We start from the raw sequence: 22,367 nt of genomic DNA on the forward strand, positions 1-22,367 counted from the left end.
CGCTTAAAAGGTGTCGAAATTTGCTCAAACAAAATTTAAGAATTATGAGCAACGAAATTTCATTAGTAACTGGCGGAAATGGACATTTAGGAAACAACCTAATTAGGCTTTTACTTTCCGATAACCAAAAAGTAAGAACAACTGTAAGAAATATTAATAATACTGAACCGTTTAAAGGGTTAGACTGTGAAGTTGTTCAAGCTGATATTACCGACAAAGAATCCCTAAAAAAAGCTTTTCAAGGAGTTACAAACTTATATGCAGTGGCTGCAAATTTCAGTATGTGGGCCAAAAACCCCAAAACTGAAATTTATGATAATAATATGCAAGGAACTCAAAATGTGTTTGACATTGCTAAAGAATGTGGCGTCAAAAATATCGTTTATGTAAGTTCAGTAGCTAGTTTGGATTTTACAAAATTGCCTGCTAATGTGGACAATGGATATAACAAAGACAGACGAAACTGGTATTATAATTCTAAAAATGATTCTGATAAACTCGCATTAGAATTAGGAAAAAAGTATGGTATTAGAACTGTTCTTGTTTTACCCTCTGCTATGATTGGGTCTAAAGCTTATAAGTTAAGTTATTCTAACAAGCTTGTATTACAAGTTTTAAATGGTGAAATACCCGTAGACACTAATGTAACTTTAAATTGGGTAGACGTAAAAGATGTAGCGTTAGGAACCTATAACGCAATGACAAAAGGTAAAGACAACGAAAGGTATATTTTATCTAACGAAAAACATACTACGTTACAAGAAACGGTAAAAATAGCAGCTGATTTATACCCTGAACTAAAGCTGAAAACACCTAAAAAAGTATCAAAATGTTTATTGTACTCTGTTGCAGGTTTAATGGAATTTAGTAGTAAACTGACAGGTAACGAACCTCTGTTACAGAGACATTACTTGGATATGTTTTATGGCTTAAAACAAGATTATGATATAAGTAAATCAAGACGAGAATTAGGTTATAATCCTAAACCATCAAAACACGCTTTAGAAAATGCTTTAAAATATTTGAAAACCGATTGGAAAAAAGAAAACGGTATATAACAATGTATAAAAAACATAGGGCATTTGCGCTAAACCGAAAGGTCTGTCCATATTAATAAAGTCCGCTGAATATAAAATTTGGCATTTATAGTAGAAAAGATAAAAGCAAAATATTTATATTTAGCTAAGTAACAAACCGAAACAATAGTGCTTATCACCTGCCCTACGTTTCTTATACTTAACGTTAGCCCACATTTAAAAAAAACTATGAGCTTAAATACAGATTTAGTAAAAGCAACGAAAGAAGGAGATTTAAAAAAAGTGTCTGAATTGATTGAATCTGGTGCGAACTTAAATACAACTGTAGGAGATAGTGATAAACGAAATTTACTTCATCACGCTTCCCAAAAAGGACATCCAAAACTGATTGAATTTCTTATTGAAAAAGGAATTGATATTAATAGTTTAGATTATAGAAAAAGAACGCCATTATATTTAGCTTGCTATGATTACAAAGTTAATTCAGCCAAAACACTTGTTTCAAAAGGAGCTATAATAAATCTAAGTGGCGAATATAATCCACTCGATATGGCAAGTTCTAATTCATTTTACGGAACTGAAATAGTTGAATTATTACTTGAAAACAATGCTGATGTAAATCTTATTTGCAGAGGAACAAGTGTAACACCTTTAATGGGTGCTTTACACCAAAAGAAAACTGATGCCCTTAAATTACTATTAAATGCAGGAGCGAATACAAATCATATTGACGCTAATGGAGAATCACCATTAGGAAGAATTTCAGTTTTTGAATTTCCTGAACAAATAAATTTATTGTTAGATTACAAAGCCAAAATAAACTTTCAAGATAGAAAAGGAAATTCTGCTTTACATTTAGCAACAGAAAGAAAAAACAAAAAAGTAATCGAAATTCTAATTAAAAGAGGAATTAAAGTCAATCTGAAAAATAAGAATGGAGAAACAGCAAAAGATATTGCCCAAAAAAACAGTCCTGAAATATTCTCACTAATTTGCGAATTAATAAATGTTAATCCAAAAGAGAATAATCAAAGTGGAATATTCTCTAAAATCGGAAAATTGTGGAGATAAAACGTGGGCTAACAATGGCTATAATTAATACGGGGTTTGGTACTTAATCCAAAGTTTTGGACTTTTAACCAAGTCCGCCAAATCTTTTTGATTTGGCTTTATAAATGAGAAGATAAAACAAAATATTTATATTTAGCTAAGTAATAAACCGAAACGATAGTGCTTATCACCTGCCCTACGATTTCTTATACTTAACGTTGTAGGTAATGCAAACAAAATCATACTATAAAAAAAAATTCGATAATGAAAAGAAATTTATTAGTCTTCGTTTTAACTCTTTCCTCAAACATAATATTTTCTCAAACCGACAAGTGTAAGCCAATTTTGCAAAAGGATTTTATAGACAAAATAAAAGACTACAAGGCAGCTGATTTAGTTCCATACAATGTTGTAAATGATAGTTGGCAAGAAAAATGGGGGTTGATGGACAAAACAACGAAAAAAAAATTGACTGAACCTTTAATGAATTATGCTTCAACATTCAATCCGAATATTTCTTTTTTCTATGAGGAATGCGATGTTAAAATTAATAATAATTATGAATTAAATGCAAAAGATTTGATGGTTACTGTAATAGAAGGTGATGACTCAGTTGACCAAAAAATACAAGTCTTAGATTCTATAAATGGATATAAAGGTTTCAAAGTCGATGATAATGGTAATTTGATTGCCTATTCAAAAGCCTACTTTAGGGACAATTGGCATAGTTGGAATATCTCAAAACCTTTCCTATATAAAAATAATTATTATGCAATAGTGCAAAACAAAGAGGGCAACAAAACAATTATCAATACTGAAGGTGAAATCAAAAAGGGTTTTGTTTATAAGTCACTCAGATATACTGATTATCAGCATAAGGGAGAAAATTTACTTTATGCAGAGGACTTTAAGGGAAAAAAAGGATTCATCACTTTATCCGGTCATAAACTTCATTACGGTAAATTATTAAAAAGTCCATTTTACAGTAATGAACTTTTTGGTTACAGCATACAGCACGATGGAATTAGAGGAGCTGGAACATATCAAGATTCGATTTCAAAATCTGGAATTTTAGACTTATCTACAATGAAGTGGCTGATAAAACCTAAAAAAGGACTAAAACTAATCGATATGGTATATACTTCTGAAAGTGTTGCTAAAACTGATTATACGAATCGCAAAAATGTCAATATCTATTTTGTAGTTTTAGAAGATAAGTTTAGATATTTAATTGATGAAGAAGGCAACAAGTATATTGCGAAATAAAAAAGCACTACCTACAACAAAGCCTAAACGTAATGCGGACTTTTGGGTAAAACCGAAAGGTCTGCGTATATTTATAAAGTCGTTAAATCTTATGGATTTAGCTTTGGACAAAAAAAGAAAAAGCGAAACCAAAAGCTTTAGCTTCGTGCGCAGACGGAAACGTAAGGTTTCCTTACTACCGCACTACGCTTAGCCGAACCGTTGGTGGCAATTTACACGAAAATCGAACAAAGAAAAAAATGGCAAAAAAAAGAAAAACTCTTCCAAAAACTTTTGAGGCATTAATTGAAGCAAAAGATATAAAAAGCCTCAAAAAAATGTTTGATACGTGCGAAGTTGATGCAAGAGGTGGTTACGGAAAATCAACAGCTCTGAGTACTTATTTTATTCCCAATGAACTTGTACGCTGGTTAGTGGAAAAAGGAGCAGATATTGATGCTGTTGATATTTATGGATGTACTGCACTTCATAGACACGCAAGTTTTCATAGTGGAGATATAAGCATCCTTTTAGAACTTGGAGCAAATGTAAATGCGAAGAACAACAATGGCGAGACACCACTTCATTATGCCGCTGGAGGTGGTTTTAAAGTAGATGATGTAAAAAGGTTAATTGAAAATGGAGCAAAAACAGAAATTGTAAATAAAAATGGACAAACGCCATTTGATTATGCTCTGAAACGTGCGAATAACATCAACCTTATTGAATTGGTCGAAGTTTCAAAGGTCTTTCTTAAAATAAACAGTGAAGTAACACAAGTTATGAAAGATTCGATTCATCGATTAGGAGAAAATTTTGAATTTCATAGAGAGAATTTTAATAAAGAATCTCTAGCTGAAACAGACGAAGCTCTGAGTGCACTTTATGAAATGTTTAATGTTATCCCCATTAAAAAACGAATTATGCACGATGGTGTTTCTACTATTTGTGTACAAGATAGCACATGGGAAAAACAATATGAGGAATTATGGGATTTTTTAATTCCTTCTAGCGGTAGTGCAAAAACCATACAAGGAGAAGTGGTTCGTATTTCAGGAAAAGTTAGGGATGAAATTTATAGAAATGGTGGCGGAAATTGGAATACAGACTTTAAAAAAATGTTAGATGCCTTTTTTAGCTATCTATCCTTAAATAATTCGCTAAATAATGAAGACCTTGAGAAAATAGGTTTTCTTATAAAAGATATTCGAAAAAACGGAGACGCAGAAACTGAGGAACTTAATTACTTATGTGAATTGGCAACAAAATGGGTGTTACTTAATCCAAACCCAATTATTTTAGATAAGCCAAATTATAAAAGATAGAATTGAAGAAAAACTACCACCAACAAAGAACTGTGGTAAAAAACAAGTGATTTTTACTTAATTTCTAACAAGTACACTTCTATATCCATCATTGTATATCAACCCTGATTTAGCTATGGCAAAAGCTTGTTTTAGCAGCTTATTACATACTGCAATTAGGGCTAGTTTTTTACTGTTTCCTTTGGCTACTATTCGGTCATAAATGGCCTTACATGCTTTGTTGTATTTACAAGCATTAAAACTGCACATAAATAGTAAATTCCTAAGCTTTTGATTGCCTATTTTACTTATTCGTGCTCGACCATTTACACTGCTTCCACTCTGTCTTATTATCGGCGTTAAGCCAGCATAACTACATAGCTCACTTCCTCTTGTAAAACGATCAAATCCATCCGTTAAAACAACTAACATAATCGCTGTCTTATCTCCTATTCCGGGTATACTTTTTAAACGTGTTAAAATATCCTGATGCACTTGCTTTACTAAATCTAATAATTTGTCTTCTATTGTCTTTATTTCTTGCTGTACTTGTTTTAAAATACGTCTTATAGAACTAACAACAGCTTTACTTGGATTACCCAATACAGATTCTCCGTGTAATTTATTTTTAAGCATCGTGCTCTGTTTTGTCAGCCTTGATAGTAGCCTTGTCATTTGCAGGCATTCTATTTGATGTTTAGAATTTCCTTGCCATAACTTTAAATCTACCTGTTCTGCATAAGAACAAATCAGTTTTGAATCACTTTTATCGGTCTTTATCTTAGATAACTTCATCTGTATAAAACGCTTTACTGATAAAGGATTTTCTACCGATACTTTTACTCCTGATTCAAGTAAATGATAAGCCAATTGATAATGATAGTATCCTGTAGCTTCCATTACACAATGGCTCTCTTTACTTAAGAGTTTTACAAACTTATTAAAACCAGTTACAGTATTTTTAAACTGATAGTATTTACCATCGGAATCTGTAACATCAAATACTAAATGACTAATGTCTATCCCAAAATATTTAATATCTTTATTCATAAGAAAATGTTTTTTTTGAAAGGACAAACTACGCGAGTTTCAACAACTTAAAATCGAGGTCAAAGCCTCATAGAACTGTACGAAATCTGTGTAGAAAAGAGAGGGGATTTTCAATGTTGACGAGATCTGTAGTCTCTACGTATAAAATAATCTTATTCCTCTCTTTTGTTCTTTCTGTTTATCTTTCTAATTTAATGAATTACAAACTTAAGAGGTATATAGTTCATAGCTAATAAGTTGCTTAATCGGAAGGTCTGTGAATATTAACAAAGTCCGCCAAATATAAAATTTGGCATTTTCAATAAAAAAGATAAAAGCAAAATATTATATTTGGCTTAGCACCAATCCGAAACGTAATTGCTTATCACCTGCCCTACGCTTCTTATACTAAACGTTATCTACAATATGAAAAAACTAATACCCAGAGAAGAAAGAAATGAAAAATTGATTAGCTGTGGTATCCCAGAACAATTTTTATCTAGTATTGGAAACATTGATGAATTAGATTTCATGGTTGAAGACCCTAAAGGAGCGTATTTCTATTTCCCTACAATGGATTATAAAATATTTTCTGGGTTTGAGGTAACTCCCATTTTCAATTGCGGAGAAGAATTCTATGCCTTATTTGAGAAAAATGACATTAGAAAAATTGTTAGATTCGAACTTGAAAATGATGAAATATACTCGGATTATGGATTAAATTGGAATCTACTCCTTATGGATATTTTATGGCGTTATTTTGACTTAGCTTTAGAAGAAGACGATAGTATGTCTTTGTTTTGTTCGGTTGGAAAAAGGTTAGGTTTTTTATATTCTGAAAAACTATATCAATGTCTTAATATTCCTAGTGATGAAATTTCAATTAAACTCGAGAATAAAAAAAAATGGAAAATTGAAGTTGCTGAAAAAATAAAAATACTGTAGATAACAAAACCTAAATGTAATGCGGACTTTAGGGCTAAATCGAAAGGTCTGTGTATATTTATAATGTCGCTAAATCTTATGGAATTAGCTTTGTACAAGAAAAAATAAAACTAAACAATAAGCTTTAGCTTCGTGCGCAGACGGAAACGAAAAATTTCCTTGCCTCCGCACTACGCTTAGCTCAAGCGTTAGCGAACATATGAATAAATTTTTTGCATACATATTAATTTTAGGAACAATTGTTCAGGTATGTGGCCAAAGCTCAGACATTCTGATTTGGAAAAAAGATACTCTAAACCTTTATTCAAATCCCTTAGAAAAAAGAACTGATTGGCAAAAAATAAATCAATCCATTTCAAAACAGATTGAAGAACATTTACTTGCTACAAGTAACGATTCAATAATTGAAATTTCATCTTTCCTTCAAAACTATAAGACAGAATGGAGAATTGAGAAAGGGAATTTGTATCTGAACAAAATTACAAGCTTTGAAAATTTAGAATTAAGTATCGATTTAATAACAAAATCTAAGAACACAGAACTTCCGATATTTGCCGAATGGCTTACTGACTCATTGATTATTTTTAAGGGTAATTGTATAGTCTGTGAATCTAACCATTTAAAAAACACTTCAATTTATCCGAACGAATTGATACTCGAATTTAGAAAAGGAACATTTGTAAATAAGTCGAAATATAAAAATCGAGTTTTAAAAAAATCTAAACTATCAGATTTAGACCCAAATCAATATCTCGAATATATTTATAGTAAAATCAACTGGAGTCAATTAGATAAAATGGATAAGAATATCCAAGCCTTTGTAAGCATTGAACCTGATAAAAATGGTAAACTAAAAAAAATTGATTGGGAATACACTTATCTGATTTCTGATAACAACATAATAACAAATAAACAGAACAGATTTTTAAAAGAAGCTGTCCGAATTGCTAAATACATTCCCGACTGGACAGTGATTTTAAGGCACGAAAAGATTATGAACCAAGACTTATCGATTATATTTAGCCCAGAAATAAAAGAAAAATACGCTCGCTAACACTGTGTATATAACATAGCTAATTAAGTGCTAAACCGAAAGTTCTGTGCATATTAACAAAGTCCGCTAAATATAAAATTTGGCGTTTATAATAAAAAAGATAAAAGCAAAATATTTATATTTAGCTAAGTAATAAACCGAAACGATAGTGCTTATCACCTGCCCTACGATTTTTTATACTTAACGTTACCTGCAAGCTCAAAAAAAGAAAATTCCACAAAATGAATGATTGAAAAGAAAAAAATATTAACAATATCTGGTAGTATTAGCCGAAATTCAGCAAACCTTTACACCCTAAAAATAATAGCCGAATTAGGACAATCTAGTTCTGATTTAAATATACTAGATGATTTAAACGAACTGCCACATTTTAAAACTAAACTGACCGAAAAAAAATGTACCTGAAAAAATTGTGAAATTTCGTAATGGAATTGCCAATGCGGACGGAATTATAATATGTACACTTCTATATTCACCATCATATAACAACCCTGATTTAGCTTTTAAGACAGAAGAAATGCCTGGGAGGTTAGAATTTCTATACTCTTAACTATGATTCTTGCTAGCTTAAAAAGCATACAAGAACGCTTAGAAAATCCTTTTTATTCAAATTGATGAAGATGATATTAAGTTTAACGTTGACAAGTTTATAGAACGTTTAAACTACAAACTCGCCTACAACAACTAAAAACTAGTCATTATCTTGCATAACACTTGCCAAGTAACTAGCATCTTTAGACACACCACCTAAAGTAGCAGAACCACGTGTAAACATCCAAGGTAAGCCAATAAAAAACAAGCCTGTAATATTACTAACGCCTCTGTAATTTTTAGGGTAGCTATCTGCATCTAGTTCTAAACCTTCAATCCACTTAAAATTGGGTCTGTAGCCTGTTGCCCATACAATGTTTTTAATACTAGAAACTTTTTTGGTTTCAAAAATAACCTCGTTTTGCAAGGCATCTTTTGTTCTACCAACCGATATTACATTTTTTCTAGAAAGAATTTCTTTAACATCTGTACCAATAACTGGTTGGGTAGATGAGTTTATTTTTTTCCCGATCCAACTATACTTGCTGTAGCTTAAAAACCCCACCAATGTAAACCACCACCAAATTGTTTTACCCAAAAAATGTTGTGGTATAGATTTTACTGTAGTATCACCAGAAAAATAAACTGTTCTAGAAGCATCTTTAGAGATCTCGTTTAGTATTTGGTATCCAGAATCTCCACCACCGACAACTAAAGCGTCACCGTTTTGCAATTGATGTACACCTTTGTAGTAGTTGCTATGCATTTGTAATACGTTGTCTGCTATTTTTGTATTGCAAGGCGGCGTATATGGTGTATGAAAAGGCCCTGTGGCAATAACTACATTCTTAGCCTCTAACTCGCCATCTTTATGGGTAATAAAAAAACCTTTTTCTGTTTTGCGTACCGCAGTAACCAATGTGTTTAACTGTATCGGTATAGCAAACTCTTTTACATATAATTTAAAGTAATTGGCAACCTCTACTTTGGTTGGGTAATGGCCTTTGGCCGCATTAAATTTTAAACCTGGTAAGTGATTATATTGGGTTGGTGTAAATAATTTTAAAGAATCCCATCTATTTAACCAAGAAGCGCCAATTTCTTGCTCGCCGTCTAGCACAATAAACTTTTTTTTCATCATTTTTAAATGGTACGCCATAGCTAACCCAGCTTGTGCACCACCAATTACTACATAATCTAACATTTAAGCTCTTTATAATTTCATGTAAAAGTAGAAACAAATACAGGACTAGTTTATAGATCTGTGTATAATTTTAATTAGTGTAAAAATACATTTACTATTCTAAGCTGATAAATTCAAAAAAAGTAGGGTTCTACAAGTATATAAGACCTTTAAAATTTAAATATAAGCTGAATATAGATTGATTTTTTAAATTGTTTTTAGCGTTTTTAAGAAATATTACAAATTTTGATAAATTAGATTTAATTAGTATATTGTATTTATGATTTTAGAAAAAATAAAGAAACTTATATTAAAGGCTAGAACTAATTCTGGAGCATTTCAATTTGCTTTTATTTTAGTAGGTTTCATAATCTATTTTATAGTTTCTTTATTGATATTATAACTCTATTCTTCATAATTATCATCTTTTCACATATCAATTGAGTCTTTGAATATTGAGCTAATATATTAAAAATCACTTCAATAAAAATTTAAACAATAAGAGCCTTCTTTCTGCCTAGATAAAAAAGAAGTAGCTAAAGAGCTAGATATAGCAAGCAACTACTAAAGTTAAGGTTGTTTATATTTATAAAGAATGAAAATCATAGCATTTATAATAGCAACGTTTATTGTATTTTCAAGTCTTATCTTTTTAAGATATCGGATCGTTTATACTAAAAAAATTAGTGGTGAATCTGAATTGAAGTATAAAATGATTGATATAGGAAAGAATGACTTTTTAAGATATTCGTTTGAATCTATGTTTAGAAAAAAAAGAGTATACTTAAAAAACAAACTAGAAAATATTGAATGGATTTATATTGGAGAAAAAGATTTCAATACTCTTTATCCTGAAAGTCCTTTAAAAATGAAAGAGAAAAATTATACTATAAAATTCAAATTTGAAACAAAATATTTAGTTTTCGGTGGTACTGCTTTTACTAAAATCACTTCTTTTGAAAAAATAGATCATAGTCCTGAAGTGGTTAAATCTTAAAAAATTCACTATAAAAAATATTTAAACTCAAGTTTTACGTAATTTTAAAGAGTTTGCTAAATTTTTGATATAGCTTTAAAATAAAAAAGTTAGCGCTATTAAAACACATTATACTTCACATATTAAACATAGGCCTCAATTACAAAAATGAAGTTAATATTATCTGTAATTTTAATTAGTATATTTTCTGGGCTTGCCATAGTTCACTTTTATTGGGCTAGTGGTGGTCAATTTGGGTTTACCACTACGTTACCTGCAAATGAACAAGGAGTTGTAATACTTAACCCAACACCGATTGACAGTATATTAGTCGGCATAGGCTTGTCTTTATTTGGCCTATTCTACTTTTTCGTATTAAAATCATATAAAAATAAATTTCTAATATTTGTTAAAAATGTTGGCCTTTGGGTTATCCCTACAATTTTCACTTTGAGAGCTTTGGGTGATTTTAAATATGTTGGCTTTTTTAAACAGATTAAATCGACTGAATTTGCCAATTTAGATACAATATTTTACTCACCACTATGCATGTTAGTGGCTCTAATTGGATTTAGTATAATAAAAATAAAAAATACTCATAATTAATGTCATAAATAAAAGAATGAAAAAAATAAGCATAAATAATTGCTTAGCTTTAGCCTAATGGTAAGTTCGTTCAGAATTTTCTCTGAATTATTTCATTTTTACTAAATTATATACATGAGTACTTTTCCTGAAATTTTCAAACCATATCAGCTTAAATGACAAAAAAATATTTATTGAATATTTGGTTGAAAACATTCATAACGAGTACAATTTCAACTTTTATATTAGTCCACTTAATTGAAGTAAATCGAGATATTGATTTTAGGTGTTATATGCCCTATTTTACAGAACTAATATGTACTATTATTTCTATTATTTTATCATTCAGTTTTTTAACATTATTATTTAATTTGAATGAAAGAATAGTTCAAAACAAAAATCTGAATTTGCTTTCTTTTTTCCTTGTTCCAGCAGTTTTTGTTCTAACAATCACATTTATATTTTTATATCAAAATAGTAGTGACATAAAATATTTATTTGCTATAATATTTCCTTTTTTAACAGCTATCTGTTTTTCCTATTATAATTTCAGAAAGCTTATGAACGAAAAAAATAAGAACTAAAACTGTTATTATACATCAAAAAAGAATAGATATAAACATTAATATATAGTTTCTATCTCTAATTTTTATCTTCTAGCATTGGCACAAATCTAAAAGAACCAAACTCTTTTTTCTCGAATTCTTTTTCAGATGTACGCGTAAATAAAGTCATTATTTGCTCATCAAGACCTACAGGTATTACAAGCTTACCTCCTATTTTTAACTGAGCCAATAAAGGATTAGGAACAAAAGGTGCCCCAGCAGTAACAATTATACTATCAAAAGGCGCTTCAGTTGGTAAGCCTTTATATCCATCACCAAAAATAGTTTTTTTAGGCCTATATCCCATTTTAGTAAAAAACCTGCTTGTTTTTTTAAACAATTCTTGCTGTCTCTCTATAGTATATACCTTTGCTCTTAAATGTAATAAAACAGCGGTTTGGTACCCACTCCCCGTGCCTATTTCTAGTACTTTATGATCTGGTTCCACTTCTAAAAGTTCCGATTGAAAAGCTACCGTAAATGGCTGTGAAATAGTTTGTTCCGCTCCAATAGGGAAAGCCTTGTCTTGATAGGCGTGATCCTCAAAACTACTATCTAAAAATAAATGCCGAGGTATTGTTTTAATTGCTTCTAAAACTTTAGTACTCACAATGCCTTTATCAGCTAATATATTAGCTAATTTGTTACGCATTCCTTTATGCTTGAGGGTATCTTTCAATTTGGTTTTGGTTTGAATGGCTAAGTTAAAGAACAGAATTGCAATTCGAAAAAAAACTTTTGAACCACTACCTTAATTTACTTGTAAAGTATCCTTATTTTTGAAAAAATATTTTTTATGCTGAAGGTTGGAGTTCTTGGTGCTGGGCACCTTGGAAAAATACACTTAAGATTATTAAATCAATCTGAAAAATACACTTTAATTGGGTTTTACGACCCAGATGCTATCAATGGCAAAAAAGTAGCTGATGAGTTTGGTTACACTTATTTTGATAACATCAATACATTGATTGATGCTGTAGATGTAGTAGATATTGTTACTCCTACGCTTTCTCATTTTGATTGTGCTAAGAAAGCTATTGAAAAAAGGAAACATATTTTTATTGAAAAACCTATCACAAATACAATTGAAGAAGCTGAAGAATTGCTTTTTCTAGAAAAAAAATACAATATAAAAGGGCAGGTTGGTCACGTAGAGCGCTTTAACCCTGCTTTTGCAGCTGTAAAAGACAATATAAAAAACCCAATGTTTATTGAAACACATAGGTTGGCTGAGTTTAACCCAAGAGGTACTGATGTGCCTGTGGTGTTAGATTTAATGATACATGATATTGATGCTATTTTAAGTGTTGTTGATTCTAAAGTAAAAAATATAAATGCTAGCGGTGTATCAGTAATTAGTAATTCTCCTGATATTGCAAATGCTAGAATCGAATTTGAAAATGGTTGCGTGGCTAATTTAACAGCTAGTCGAATTTCATTAAAAAACATGCGTAAATCTCGATTTTTTCAGAAAGATGCCTATATATCGGTAGACTTTTTAGAGAAAAAAGTTGAGGTTGTAAAAATGAAAGATGCTCCTGAAAATCCTGGAGATTTTGATATGATTTTGCAAAATGCTGAAGGCGTTAAAAAACAAATCTATTTCGAAAACCCTGAAATTGATAACAACAATGCTATTTTAGATGAGCTAGAAACGTTTGCTGATGCTATTGAAAATAACACGACACCAATTGTTAGCTTAGAACAAGGTACCAATGCGCTACGTGTAGCTTTACAAATTATCGCATCTTTTTAAATAGAAACTATGAAAAACATTGCAGTTATAGGTGCAGGCACAATGGGTAATGGTATTGCTCATGTTTTTGCTCAGAATGGGTTTAAAGTAAATTTAATCGATATTTCACCTGAATCGTTAGAAAAAGGTATAGCTAACATTACTACTAATTTAGATAGAATGATTGCTAAAGAAAAAATATCTGAAGCTGATAAAACTGCTACTTTAAATAATATCAGCACATTTACAAGCCTACCTGAAGGTGCTAAAAATAGAGACCTAGTAGTTGAAGCTGCTACAGAAAATATAGATTTAAAGTTAAAAATTTTCAAAAACCTAGATGAAATTTGTGACGTTAAAACAGTTTTAGCAACCAATACATCTTCTATTTCTATAACGCATATTGCATCGGTAACTAACAGACCAGAAAAAGTAATAGGAATGCATTTTATGAACCCTGTTCCGATTATGAAACTGGTAGAAATCATTAGAGGCTATATCACTTCAGACGAAGTTACTGAGCAAATTATGAATCTTTCACAACAGTTAGGTAAAACACCTACTGAAGTTAATGATTACCCTGGTTTTGTGGCTAACCGCATATTAATGCCAATGATTAACGAAGCTATCGAAACACTTTATAATGGCGTTGCTGGTGTAAGTGAAATTGATACTGTAATGAAATTAGGTATGGCACACCCAATGGGTCCTTTACAATTGGCCGATTTTATTGGTTTAGATGTTTGCCTATCTATTTTAAATGTAATGCACGACGGGTTTAAAAACCCTAAATATGCACCTTGTCCCCTTTTAGTAAATATGGTTATGGCTAAAAAGCTAGGCGTAAAGTCTGGCGAAGGTTTTTATGATTATTCTGAATCAAGAAAAGCTGAAAAGGTTGCGAAAAGTTTTTCTAAATAATTAAAAAATATCAAATGTCTATTGCCGACAATCTAAATAAAATAAAAGCTACTATACCTGATACTGTTACTTTAGTTGCTGTTTCTAAAACGAAACCAAATAACTATTTAACAGAAGCTTATAATGCTGGTCAGCGTATTTTTGGTGAAAACAAAATACAGGAAATGACCCAGAAATGGGAAGATTTACCAAAAGATATCGAATGGCATATGATTGGTCATGTGCAAACGAATAAGGTCAAATATATGGCCGAATATGTATATTTAGTTCATGGCGTAGATAGTTTTAAACTGTTAAAAGAGATAAATAAACAAGCTAAAAAACACGACAGAACTATAAAATGTTTACTACAAATACACATTGCTGAAGAAGACACCAAATTTGGACTTGACGAAAGAGAGCTTTTTGAAATTTTAAATTCTGATACATTCAATAGTTTAAAAAATATTGAAATAACAGGACTAATGGGTATGGCTACTTTTACAGACCAAACAGACCAAGTTCGAAGAGAGTTTAAAGTTTTAAAATCGTTATTTGATAAAACAAAAGAAAAATTACCAAATAGCAATACACTATCAATGGGTATGAGCGGCGATTATAAGCTTGCAATCGAAGAAGGTAGTACTATGGTAAGAATTGGGAGTAGTATTTTTGGTAGTAGATAAAAATAGTACTTAGGTTTTTTATTTGTTACATTTGAAATACTACCTTAAAAAAAATTAATAAAACATTATCCGATAGGTTAAAAACGGGTAAATTAGAACCCTGAACTATATACATGTACGCAGTATTAGATATTGAAACTACTGGAGGAAAATTCAACGAAGAAGGTATTACCGAAATTGCTATTCACAAATTTGATGGCCATAAAGTAGTAGACCAGTTTATAAGTCTTGTTAACCCTGAAAAAGATATACAGCCTTTTGTAGTTAACCTAACAGGTATAAGCAACAAAATGCTTACGACAGCGCCTAAATTTCACGAAGTAGCAAAACGAATTATAGAAATCACTGAAGACACTGTACTTATAGCGCATAATGCACAATTTGATTATCGCATTTTAAGAACTGAGTTTAGACGTTTAGGCTATAATTTTGAACGTAAAACAATTTGCACGGTAGAACTGTCTCAGAAATTACTTCCAGAAGCAGAGTCGTATAGTTTAGGTAAACTTGTACGTTCTTTAGGCATACCTGTAAGTGATAGACATAGAGCAAATGGCGATGCCCTTGCAACCTTAAAGCTTTTTAAATTATTACTTTCTAAAGACGTTAATAAGGAAATTATTAAAACTGTTATAAAAGCAGAAACACTAGGTGAATTATCTCCCAGACAACTTGATATTGTAGAAGAATTACCTTCAGAAGTTGGTGTTTTTTATATGCATAATAAAGATGCCGAGATTATACTTTTAGCCAAAAGCAGTAATATTAAAAAAAGAGTAAACCAATATTTTACAAACAATGGTAATAGGGCTCGAAAAATTCAGAAAGAAACAAGAAGTGTAACTTTTGAAAAAACTGGAAATGAACTTATTGGTTTATTAAAAGAAAACGAAGAGCATATTAGAAATAAACCCAAATACAATTCTAACTACAAAAGAAAACTTTTTTCTTTTGGTATTTATTCTATTCCTGATTCAAATGGATATTTACAATTAAAGGCTGAAAAGCTGAATAATAGTATTCATGAGCGCATTGCTACGTTTAATAGCATAGTTAGTGCTGAGAACTTTTTACATGCTATTCGTGAAGAATTTACCCTTTGCAATAAAATAAACGGTTTATCGCATGCAAAATCTAATTGCTCTAAGTATGATGATGGTAAATGTTTAGGTGCCTGCATTCAAAAAGAAAATGTTGAAGATTACAACAAAAGAGTTTCTGATGTTATTACCAAATACAGCCTTAATGACAAGAATATTGTAATTGTTGATAAGGGTCGAGATCTAGGCGAAAAAAGTGTTATTTTAATTAAAAACGGTATCTTTAAAGGGTTAGGCTTCTGTGATTTAAACTATCAAATAAACAATTTGAATATTCTTGAAACTATAATTACACCGATGGACGGAAATGCAAATACCAACCATATTATAGAAACGTATTTGAGAAAAAGAAAAGTCCAGAAAATAATAGATCTAAATATTTAAAGCTTGAAAGACGAAAAACCTGAATTAGGGTGGAAAAATAGAGTTCACGAAATTATATACGAAGCAGACACCCCTATGGGTAAACTGTTTGATATTGTTTTGTTTATCTTAATTATAATTAGTGTTATTCTTGTAATGCTAGAAAGCGTTAAAGAAATAGATGCACAATACCATGAGTTGCTATTTACTTTAGAATGGGTAATTACAATTTTCTTTACCATTGAGTATATTGCAAGATTAGTAAGTATCAAAAAACCACTTAAGTATGTCTTAAGTTTTTATGGTATAATAGATATTTTATCTACCATCCCGTTATACATCTCATATATTTTTGCCGGCTCACAAGTATTGTTAGCTATTAGAGCTCTACGTTTACTTAGAGTTTTTAGAATTTTAAAACTTGTTCGTTTTTTAGGTGAAGCATCTCAGCTTAAAAACGCATTAAAAGCTAGTAGGGCAAAAATTACTGTATTCCTTTTTGCTGTATTGATTGTATCTGTAATACTTGGAACTCTAATGTATATTGTAGAAAGTGAAGAAGCTGGCTTTACAAGCATTCCTATAAGTATCTATTGGACTATTGTTACCTTAACAACAGTTGGCTATGGTGACATTGCCCCTATTACACCACAAGGGCAATTAATAGCTACAATTATTATGCTAGTTGGTTACGGAATAATTGCCGTACCAACAGGAATTGTAACTGTAGAATTTGGAAAACAATCAAAAGAAAAAACAAACACTAGTGCTCAAGCAGGCACTTATGTTCATGTAAATACTCAGGCCTGCCCTTCATGCGCATCAGAAGGCCATAGAGATGATGCTACGCATTGTTATAATTGTGGAAGTACTTTGTAATGAAAAAAACTTTAATTACAGTTATTGGACCTACAGCCATTGGAAAAACAAGGCTCGCAATAGAGTTAGCAAAGCATTACAAAGCCGAAATAATTTCTGCAGATTCTAGACAGTTTTTTAAAGAAATGAAAATAGGTACTGCTGTTCCTTCTAATGAGGAATTGGCTGCCGCAACACATCACTTTATTCAACACAAAAGCATACAAGAACATTATACTGTAGGTGATTTTGAACGAGAAGCGATGACCTTAACAGAAACATTATTTCATAATAATAATATTGCTATATTAGTAGGTGGCAGTGGCTTATATATCGATGCCGTAACTAAAGGTTTAGATTACTTCCCTGATGTAGATCCTGAAATTCGAGTACAGTTAAATCAAAAAATAGAGGAAGAAGGCTTAGAAAACCTGCAAACACAATTAAAAGAATTAGACCCTATTTATTTTGATAAGGTAGATATTCATAATCCACATCGAGTTATAAGAGCCTTAGAAATATGTATCGGTAGCGGCAAGCCCTACTCTTCATTTTTGAATAAAGATAAAAACAAAAGACCTTTTCAAGTTATATCTGTTGGTATTGAAGCTGATCGTGAGGTTATATATGACCGAATAAACCGCAGAGTAGATATTATGATTGAAGATGGTTTACTAGAAGAAGCTAAATCATTAGAAAAATATAAGGAGCTAAACGCTCTGCAAACCGTTGGATATCGTGAATTATTTAACTATTTTAACGGAGAGTGCACTTTAGAGTTTGCTATATCTGAAATTAAGAAGAATACGCGTCGTTTTGCTAAACGCCAACTAACTTGGTTTAAAAAAACAGAAAATGTAATATGGGTGCCTTTTAATGCCGATATAGATGCAGTTGTTCAACAAATAGAACTTATTAAAGATGAGTAAAGAAAAAGAAAGTGTGTTTTTTATAATGGGTGTTTCTGGTACAGGAAAAAGTACTATCGGAAAACTACTTTCTAAATCCTTGGGTATTCCTTTTTTTGACGGTGATGACTATCATCCAGCAGCTAATATCGAAAAAATGGCTTCTGGAAAATCGCTAAATGATGAGGATAGACATGATTGGCTTTTAAAGCTAAATGAAATAGGAATTGCACATAAAGATAAAGGAGTTATTATTGTTTGTTCTTCTTTAAAAAGAAAGTATAGAGACTTATTAACCAAAGAAATCAGCAATCATTCTTTTATTTACCTAGAAGGTTCTTTCGAACTGATTTACAAAAGATTAAACTCCAGAGACAACCACTTCATGCCTGTTGAACTATTACAATCTCAATTTGATACTCTCGAGGCGCCCGAACCACCTGAATCGGTAATTAAAATACCAATTAGCTTAACTCCTGAAGAAATAATTAAAGTAATCCTAAAGGACATCAACTAGTGGAAACTCAACTTATTTTAGCCGTTATATTAGGCATAGCTATATTACTATTCTTGATTTTAAAATTGAAGATTAATGCTTTTATCGCGTTATTGATTGGTAGTATAACTGTTGGCTTAGTTGCTGGTTTAAATGCTGAAGAAATAATGAATACGGTTAAAACTGGAATGGGCGGAACACTAGGCTTTGTAGCCACGGTTGTTGGCTTAGGCGCTATGTTTGGTGCCATATTAGAATTTTCTGGTGGAGCAAAAACTATTGCAAATTTTATGGTTTCTAAATTTGGTCTCAAAAATGCTCCTGCTGCAATGGTTATTTCTGGCTTTTTAATTGCTATCCCTGTTTTTTTTGATGTTGCATTCATTATTTTAGTTCCGATGATTTACGCGCTACAGCGTAAAACAAAAAAATCACTTTTACTATACGCTATTCCTCTATTAGCTGGCTTAGCAATTACTCATGCTTTTATTCCGCCTACACCTGGCCCTATTGCTGTTGCTGACATTATTGGCGCAGAATTAGGTTGGGTAATTTTAATTGGCTTTATTGTTGGTATTCCAACTGCTTTAGTAAGTGGTTTACTTTTCGGAAAATACATCTCTAAAAAAATACATATTAACGCTCCCGAAGAAGCTACTGATAAAGAAGAAATAGCTTTACCACCAATTACAACCACCCTTTTAATTATTAGTGTTCCCATTTTTTTAATATTATTAAACACTTTTTTAACTAGTGGGCTTATACCTGAAATTAACCCTGCCATAACTAATATCATTAAGCTTATAGGGCATCCGTTTTCCGCTCTTATTATTGCTAATATTTTAGCTTGGTATTTTTTTGGAATTAAAAGAGGACTTTCTAAAGAAAAATTATTTAAAATTACCAGTAAGTCTTTAGAACCAGCGGGTACAATTATACTACTTACAGGTGCTGGTGGCGTTTTTAAGCAAGTATTAACTGATACAGGTGCTGGCGAATTACTAGCTAACTCTCTAACCAACGTAGGCTTTCCTGTGCTAGCTTTTGCCTTTGTTAGTGCAGCAATTGTTCGTATCATTCAAGGATCATCTACAGTTGCTATGATAACTGCTGCTGGACTTGTTGCCCCACTTTTAGTAAACTTAGATTTAGGTAGTGCTCAATTGGCTTGCTTAGTAATCGCCATTGCCTCTGGAGCCAGTATTTTTTCACATGTTAATGACAGTGGCTTTTGGCTGGTGGGTCAGTACTTAAGAATATCAGAAAAGGATACTTTCAAATCATGGACGATGATGACGACCATTTTAGCTATTACAGGCTTTATAAGTGTCTGCATTATTAATGCATTTTTATAAAACAGAAAAACCATCCGATTTCTCGAATGGTTTTTAATATATTAAAATAATATAATTTACTTCTCCTCTTCTGTTTTAACAACTAATCTAAATCCTTCACCATGTATGTTTAAGATTTCAACAGAATCATCAACTTTAAGATACTTTCTTAATTTTGCGATATATACATCCATACTTCTAGATGTAAAGTAATTGTCATCTCTCCAAATTTTTGTTAAAGCTAATTCTCTTGGCATTAAATCATTTTCATGCAATGCCAATAAACGCAATAACTCATTCTCTTTTGGAGATAATTTTATTGCATCTTGATCTTTATATTTCAAGAAACGCAATTTAGAATTTAACTGAAACTGACCTATAGTAAATTCAAATTTACGACTGTCAGCCAGTGTGCTAGATGCCTTCCTCTGAAGAATAGCTTTAAGCTTCATTAATAACACTTCTGAATCAAAAGGTTTATTCAGATAATCATCTGCACCTGCTTTATACCCTTTTAAAACATCTTCTTTCATCGTTTTCGCTGTTAAAAATACGATAGGAACATTTTCGTTCTTCTCACGTATTTCTTTAGCTAGTGTAAAACCATCTTTATAAGGCATCATAACGTCCAAAATACAAATGTCATAATTGTCTTTCTTGAACTTTTCGAACCCTTCCATTCCGTTTTTCGCCAAAACAACATCAAAATCGTTCATAGACAAATAATCCTTAAGAACTATTCCAAAATTCGGATCGTCCTCTACCAAAAGTATTTTCTTGTTAACTGTCTCCATAATTACTATTTATATTAAAGGTAATTTTATGTAAAAAGTACTTCCTTTTCCTTTCTCACTTTCCACATAAACTTCACCTTGGTGATCTTCTATTATTTTTTTTACATAAGCCAAACCTAAACCATGGCCTTTAACATTATGTATATTACCTGTATGCTCTCTGTAAAACTTTTCAAAAACCTTTTTCAAAACTGCTTTACTCATTCCTAAACCTTGATCTTTAACCTTTATAATAATATTATTATTTGCTTTTTCAGTATATACATCAATTTTAGGCTCTTCTGGCGAATATTTAACTGCGTTATCTAACATATTCACAATTACATTGGTAAAATGCATGTCGCTAGCTAAAACTTCGCTTCTCTCTGCTTTTAAATGTAAATTAATATAACCACCTCTATCTGCTACAATTAATTCCACATGTGCCATTGCATCATGTATTATGTCGTGAACATCTACTCTATCCTTACTAATATCTAATTGATTTTTTTCTAATTTAGATATTCGCAATACATTTTCAACTTGAGCATGCATTCTTTTATTCTCATCTTTAATCATTGTAAGGTATCTATTTACCTTTTCTTGATCTCCAATAATCTTAGGGTTCCTTATCGCTTCTACTGCTAGATTTATAGTTGCAATAGGCGTTTTAAACTCATGAGTCATATTATTTATAAAATCTGACTTAATCTCTGATATTTGTTTTTGCCTGATTAATTGATAAATAGCACTTGCATATGCTATTATAATTACTAGCGTAAACAGTAAAGATAATATTGCCATTGGCAGAATTGTCTTTATCAAATATTTTTTCTTTGCGGGGAAAGTCACTAACAATTTATAGTTCGTTTCTCCATCCGTATCTTTAAAAATAGGATATGGATAAAGCTTCGTTTTCGAGAACTTAAATTTACGAGACTTTACTTTTGTCGGTAAACTGTTACTATAAATTCCGTATTCAAAACCTGTTTCAATATTCCTGTTTTTAAGCTCCTGACTTAACAAAAGCTCAATTTCTTGCCTTGTAACTCTTTTATGTATAGGTTGTGTTCTTGCCTTTTCTCTAAAAACATCTTCGTAAGCAACTTTATCTAAAGCAGTTAAACCACCTATTTTCTCAATTTTCTGTACAGGTGTTAGCGATAATGATTTACCATCTAACCCATACTCCTCTTTAAAAATTGTTTTATTACGTATACTTGTAAAGTTTTTTACTAATGTCGAGTCTGCGCTTGAACCAAAGTTATTATTATCAAAGAACGTTGAGGGTATATTATAATTCTCTTCTAAAATACCATGTGAATAATAGGTAATTTCATTAGAATTAACATCTCTTTCTATAAAGAATAAATTCTTTAACAGCTCAGGTGTTTTTGCATGACCACCAATGCTATCTTTAATTTTCAAAAGTTCACTTGTATAATCTGCAAGCTCTCTTTTTTCAATCTTATCAGCAACCTTACTCAAAACCTCCATCACCATTCCGGAAAATTGCTCTTCCTTATCCTCTACCGATTGTTTTATCCAGTATCCTTGAACAAAAATTATCCCTATTAAAGAGATACTCATTAAAACAACGAGAAGAATAAATAATCTTTTATTCATCGGGGTAAAATTAAAAATTTAACAGTTAGTAGTTAATGCGTTTA

Annotated in this window: 23 protein-coding genes; 18 read left to right on the forward strand and 5 right to left on the reverse strand. The window is 31.2% G+C overall.

The window, feature by feature from the left end; all coding sequences use genetic code 11:
• The first annotated feature begins 44 nt into the window (after window positions 1-44).
• The 4 genes from H0I23_RS08515 to H0I23_RS08530 all read left to right on the forward strand — a co-directional run bounded on the left by H0I23_RS08515 (window position 45) and on the right by H0I23_RS08530 (window position 4,657).
• A complete protein-coding gene (locus H0I23_RS08515) occupies window positions 45-1,058 on the forward strand; it encodes an NAD-dependent epimerase/dehydratase family protein (protein ID WP_216782809.1) in 1,014 nt (337 codons plus the stop codon).
• A gap of 207 nt (window positions 1,059-1,265) precedes the next feature.
• Window positions 1,266-2,108: an ankyrin repeat domain-containing protein gene (locus H0I23_RS08520; protein WP_216782810.1), complete on the forward strand. Its 843-nt coding sequence runs from the start codon at window positions 1,266-1,268 to the stop codon at window positions 2,106-2,108.
• A 243-nt stretch (window positions 2,109-2,351) separates the two neighbouring features.
• The gene (locus H0I23_RS08525; RefSeq protein ID WP_216782811.1) at window positions 2,352-3,353 is read left to right on the forward strand and encodes a hypothetical protein; all 1,002 of its coding nucleotides are present in this window, start codon (window positions 2,352-2,354) and stop codon (window positions 3,351-3,353) included.
• 239 nt (window positions 3,354-3,592) lie between these two features.
• Window positions 3,593-4,657, forward strand: a complete 1,065-nt coding sequence (locus H0I23_RS08530) for an ankyrin repeat domain-containing protein (RefSeq protein WP_216782812.1) — start codon at window positions 3,593-3,595, stop codon at window positions 4,655-4,657.
• A gap of 57 nt (window positions 4,658-4,714) precedes the next feature.
• Here H0I23_RS08530 and H0I23_RS08535 read toward each other — a convergent pair whose 3' ends face one another.
• Window positions 4,715-5,686, reverse strand: coding sequence for an IS110 family transposase (locus tag H0I23_RS08535; protein WP_216782813.1), 972 nt, complete (start codon window positions 5,684-5,686; stop codon window positions 4,715-4,717).
• A 405-nt stretch (window positions 5,687-6,091) separates the two neighbouring features.
• Between H0I23_RS08535 and H0I23_RS08540 the strand changes: the two genes are divergently transcribed.
• From H0I23_RS08540 to H0I23_RS08555, 4 genes are all read left to right on the forward strand, one after another.
• The gene (locus H0I23_RS08540) at window positions 6,092-6,610 is read left to right on the forward strand and encodes a hypothetical protein (RefSeq protein ID WP_216782814.1); all 519 of its coding nucleotides are present in this window, start codon (window positions 6,092-6,094) and stop codon (window positions 6,608-6,610) included.
• Between the two features lie 199 nt (window positions 6,611-6,809).
• Window positions 6,810-7,664 carry a hypothetical protein gene (locus H0I23_RS08545; RefSeq protein WP_216782815.1) on the forward strand — a complete coding sequence of 285 codons (855 nt, stop codon included), beginning with the start codon at window positions 6,810-6,812 and terminating at the stop codon, window positions 7,662-7,664.
• A 225-nt stretch (window positions 7,665-7,889) separates the two neighbouring features.
• Window positions 7,890-8,069 carry a hypothetical protein gene (locus H0I23_RS08550; RefSeq protein ID WP_216782816.1) on the forward strand — a complete coding sequence of 60 codons (180 nt, stop codon included), beginning with the start codon at window positions 7,890-7,892 and terminating at the stop codon, window positions 8,067-8,069.
• Between the two features lie 7 nt (window positions 8,070-8,076).
• Entirely contained in the window at window positions 8,077-8,214 is a 138-nt protein-coding gene (locus H0I23_RS08555) for a hypothetical protein (RefSeq protein ID WP_216782817.1), read from the forward strand.
• Between the two features lie 141 nt (window positions 8,215-8,355).
• Here the strand turns inward: H0I23_RS08555 and H0I23_RS08560 are convergent, their stop codons facing one another.
• Complete coding sequence (locus tag H0I23_RS08560; RefSeq protein WP_216782818.1) at window positions 8,356-9,399, reverse strand: NAD(P)/FAD-dependent oxidoreductase; 1,044 nt, start codon at window positions 9,397-9,399, stop codon at window positions 8,356-8,358.
• A 574-nt stretch (window positions 9,400-9,973) separates the two neighbouring features.
• Here H0I23_RS08560 and H0I23_RS08565 point away from each other — a divergent pair.
• Both H0I23_RS08565 and H0I23_RS08570 read left to right on the forward strand, forming a co-directional pair.
• Entirely contained in the window at window positions 9,974-10,375 is a 402-nt protein-coding gene (locus tag H0I23_RS08565) for a hypothetical protein (protein ID WP_216782819.1), read from the forward strand.
• Between the two features lie 147 nt (window positions 10,376-10,522).
• Window positions 10,523-10,960, forward strand: a complete 438-nt coding sequence (locus H0I23_RS08570) for a DUF3995 domain-containing protein (RefSeq protein WP_216782820.1) — start codon at window positions 10,523-10,525, stop codon at window positions 10,958-10,960.
• A gap of 621 nt (window positions 10,961-11,581) precedes the next feature.
• Here H0I23_RS08570 and H0I23_RS08575 read toward each other — a convergent pair.
• Window positions 11,582-12,223 (reverse strand): protein-L-isoaspartate(D-aspartate) O-methyltransferase, encoded by a 642-nt coding sequence (locus tag H0I23_RS08575; protein WP_216782821.1) that lies wholly within the window; start codon window positions 12,221-12,223, stop codon window positions 11,582-11,584.
• Between the two features lie 117 nt (window positions 12,224-12,340).
• Between H0I23_RS08575 and H0I23_RS08580 the strand changes: the two genes are divergently transcribed.
• From H0I23_RS08580 to H0I23_RS08615, 8 genes are all read left to right on the forward strand, one after another.
• The gene (locus H0I23_RS08580) at window positions 12,341-13,300 is read left to right on the forward strand and encodes a Gfo/Idh/MocA family protein (protein ID WP_216782822.1); all 960 of its coding nucleotides are present in this window, start codon (window positions 12,341-12,343) and stop codon (window positions 13,298-13,300) included.
• A gap of 9 nt (window positions 13,301-13,309) precedes the next feature.
• Window positions 13,310-14,200 carry a 3-hydroxyacyl-CoA dehydrogenase family protein gene (locus H0I23_RS08585; protein ID WP_216782823.1) on the forward strand — a complete coding sequence of 297 codons (891 nt, stop codon included), beginning with the start codon at window positions 13,310-13,312 and terminating at the stop codon, window positions 14,198-14,200.
• Between the two features lie 14 nt (window positions 14,201-14,214).
• On the forward strand, window positions 14,215-14,865 hold the full coding sequence (locus H0I23_RS08590) for a YggS family pyridoxal phosphate-dependent enzyme (protein ID WP_216782824.1): 651 nt from the start codon (window positions 14,215-14,217) through the stop codon (window positions 14,863-14,865).
• A gap of 113 nt (window positions 14,866-14,978) precedes the next feature.
• On the forward strand, window positions 14,979-16,349 hold the full coding sequence (locus H0I23_RS08595; protein ID WP_216782825.1) for an exonuclease domain-containing protein: 1,371 nt from the start codon (window positions 14,979-14,981) through the stop codon (window positions 16,347-16,349).
• 3 nt (window positions 16,350-16,352) lie between these two features.
• Complete coding sequence (locus H0I23_RS08600; RefSeq protein WP_216782826.1) at window positions 16,353-17,207, forward strand: ion transporter; 855 nt, start codon at window positions 16,353-16,355, stop codon at window positions 17,205-17,207.
• A complete protein-coding gene (gene miaA / locus H0I23_RS08605; RefSeq protein WP_216782827.1) occupies window positions 17,207-18,115 on the forward strand; it encodes a tRNA (adenosine(37)-N6)-dimethylallyltransferase MiaA in 909 nt (302 codons plus the stop codon). Before H0I23_RS08600 ends, miaA begins: the two co-directional genes overlap by 1 nt.
• The gene (locus H0I23_RS08610) at window positions 18,108-18,611 is read left to right on the forward strand and encodes a gluconokinase (RefSeq protein WP_254073579.1); all 504 of its coding nucleotides are present in this window, start codon (window positions 18,108-18,110) and stop codon (window positions 18,609-18,611) included. The genes miaA and H0I23_RS08610 overlap by 8 nt, the downstream gene beginning before the upstream one ends.
• Window positions 18,611-19,945: a GntP family permease gene (locus H0I23_RS08615; RefSeq protein WP_216782828.1), complete on the forward strand. Its 1,335-nt coding sequence runs from the start codon at window positions 18,611-18,613 to the stop codon at window positions 19,943-19,945. Before H0I23_RS08610 ends, H0I23_RS08615 begins: the two co-directional genes overlap by 1 nt.
• 56 nt (window positions 19,946-20,001) lie before the next feature.
• Here the strand turns inward: H0I23_RS08615 and H0I23_RS08620 are convergent, their stop codons facing one another.
• Both H0I23_RS08620 and H0I23_RS08625 read right to left on the reverse strand, forming a co-directional pair.
• Entirely contained in the window at window positions 20,002-20,718 is a 717-nt protein-coding gene (locus tag H0I23_RS08620) for a response regulator transcription factor (protein ID WP_216782829.1), read from the reverse strand.
• Between the two features lie 9 nt (window positions 20,719-20,727).
• A complete protein-coding gene (locus tag H0I23_RS08625) occupies window positions 20,728-22,323 on the reverse strand; it encodes a sensor histidine kinase KdpD (protein WP_216782830.1) in 1,596 nt (531 codons plus the stop codon).
• Between the last annotated feature and the right edge of the window lie 44 nt (window positions 22,324-22,367).

Source organism: Cellulophaga sp. HaHaR_3_176 (genome assembly GCF_019021925.1).
Classification (GTDB): Bacteria; Bacteroidota; Bacteroidia; order Flavobacteriales; family Flavobacteriaceae; genus Cellulophaga.

Bases quoted from the DNA above. Each gene is read 5' to 3' on its own strand.
- H0I23_RS08570 (WP_216782820.1), top strand. From the start codon at position 10,523: ATGAAGTTAATATTATCTGTAATTTTAATTAGTATATTTTCTGGGCTT.
- H0I23_RS08625 (WP_216782830.1), bottom strand. From the start codon at position 22,323: ATGAATAAAAGATTATTTATTCTTCTCGTTGTTTTAATGAGTATCTCT.
- H0I23_RS08550 (WP_216782816.1), top strand. From the start codon at position 7,890: ATGATTGAAAAGAAAAAAATATTAACAATATCTGGTAGTATTAGCCGA.
- H0I23_RS08590 (WP_216782824.1), top strand. From the start codon at position 14,215: ATGTCTATTGCCGACAATCTAAATAAAATAAAAGCTACTATACCTGAT.
- H0I23_RS08620 (WP_216782829.1), bottom strand. From the start codon at position 20,718: ATGGAGACAGTTAACAAGAAAATACTTTTGGTAGAGGACGATCCGAAT.
- H0I23_RS08540 (WP_216782814.1), top strand. From the start codon at position 6,092: ATGAAAAAACTAATACCCAGAGAAGAAAGAAATGAAAAATTGATTAGC.
- H0I23_RS08585 (WP_216782823.1), top strand. From the start codon at position 13,310: ATGAAAAACATTGCAGTTATAGGTGCAGGCACAATGGGTAATGGTATT.
- H0I23_RS08560 (WP_216782818.1), bottom strand. From the start codon at position 9,399: ATGTTAGATTATGTAGTAATTGGTGGTGCACAAGCTGGGTTAGCTATG.
- miaA (WP_216782827.1), top strand. From the start codon at position 17,207: ATGAAAAAAACTTTAATTACAGTTATTGGACCTACAGCCATTGGAAAA.
- H0I23_RS08515 (WP_216782809.1), top strand. From the start codon at position 45: ATGAGCAACGAAATTTCATTAGTAACTGGCGGAAATGGACATTTAGGA.
- H0I23_RS08545 (WP_216782815.1), top strand. From the start codon at position 6,810: ATGAATAAATTTTTTGCATACATATTAATTTTAGGAACAATTGTTCAG.
- H0I23_RS08610 (WP_254073579.1), top strand. From the start codon at position 18,108: ATGAGTAAAGAAAAAGAAAGTGTGTTTTTTATAATGGGTGTTTCTGGT.
- H0I23_RS08535 (WP_216782813.1), bottom strand. From the start codon at position 5,686: ATGAATAAAGATATTAAATATTTTGGGATAGACATTAGTCATTTAGTA.
- H0I23_RS08525 (WP_216782811.1), top strand. From the start codon at position 2,352: ATGAAAAGAAATTTATTAGTCTTCGTTTTAACTCTTTCCTCAAACATA.
- H0I23_RS08565 (WP_216782819.1), top strand. From the start codon at position 9,974: ATGAAAATCATAGCATTTATAATAGCAACGTTTATTGTATTTTCAAGT.
- H0I23_RS08595 (WP_216782825.1), top strand. From the start codon at position 14,979: ATGTACGCAGTATTAGATATTGAAACTACTGGAGGAAAATTCAACGAA.
- H0I23_RS08520 (WP_216782810.1), top strand. From the start codon at position 1,266: ATGAGCTTAAATACAGATTTAGTAAAAGCAACGAAAGAAGGAGATTTA.
- H0I23_RS08530 (WP_216782812.1), top strand. From the start codon at position 3,593: ATGGCAAAAAAAAGAAAAACTCTTCCAAAAACTTTTGAGGCATTAATT.
- H0I23_RS08580 (WP_216782822.1), top strand. From the start codon at position 12,341: ATGCTGAAGGTTGGAGTTCTTGGTGCTGGGCACCTTGGAAAAATACAC.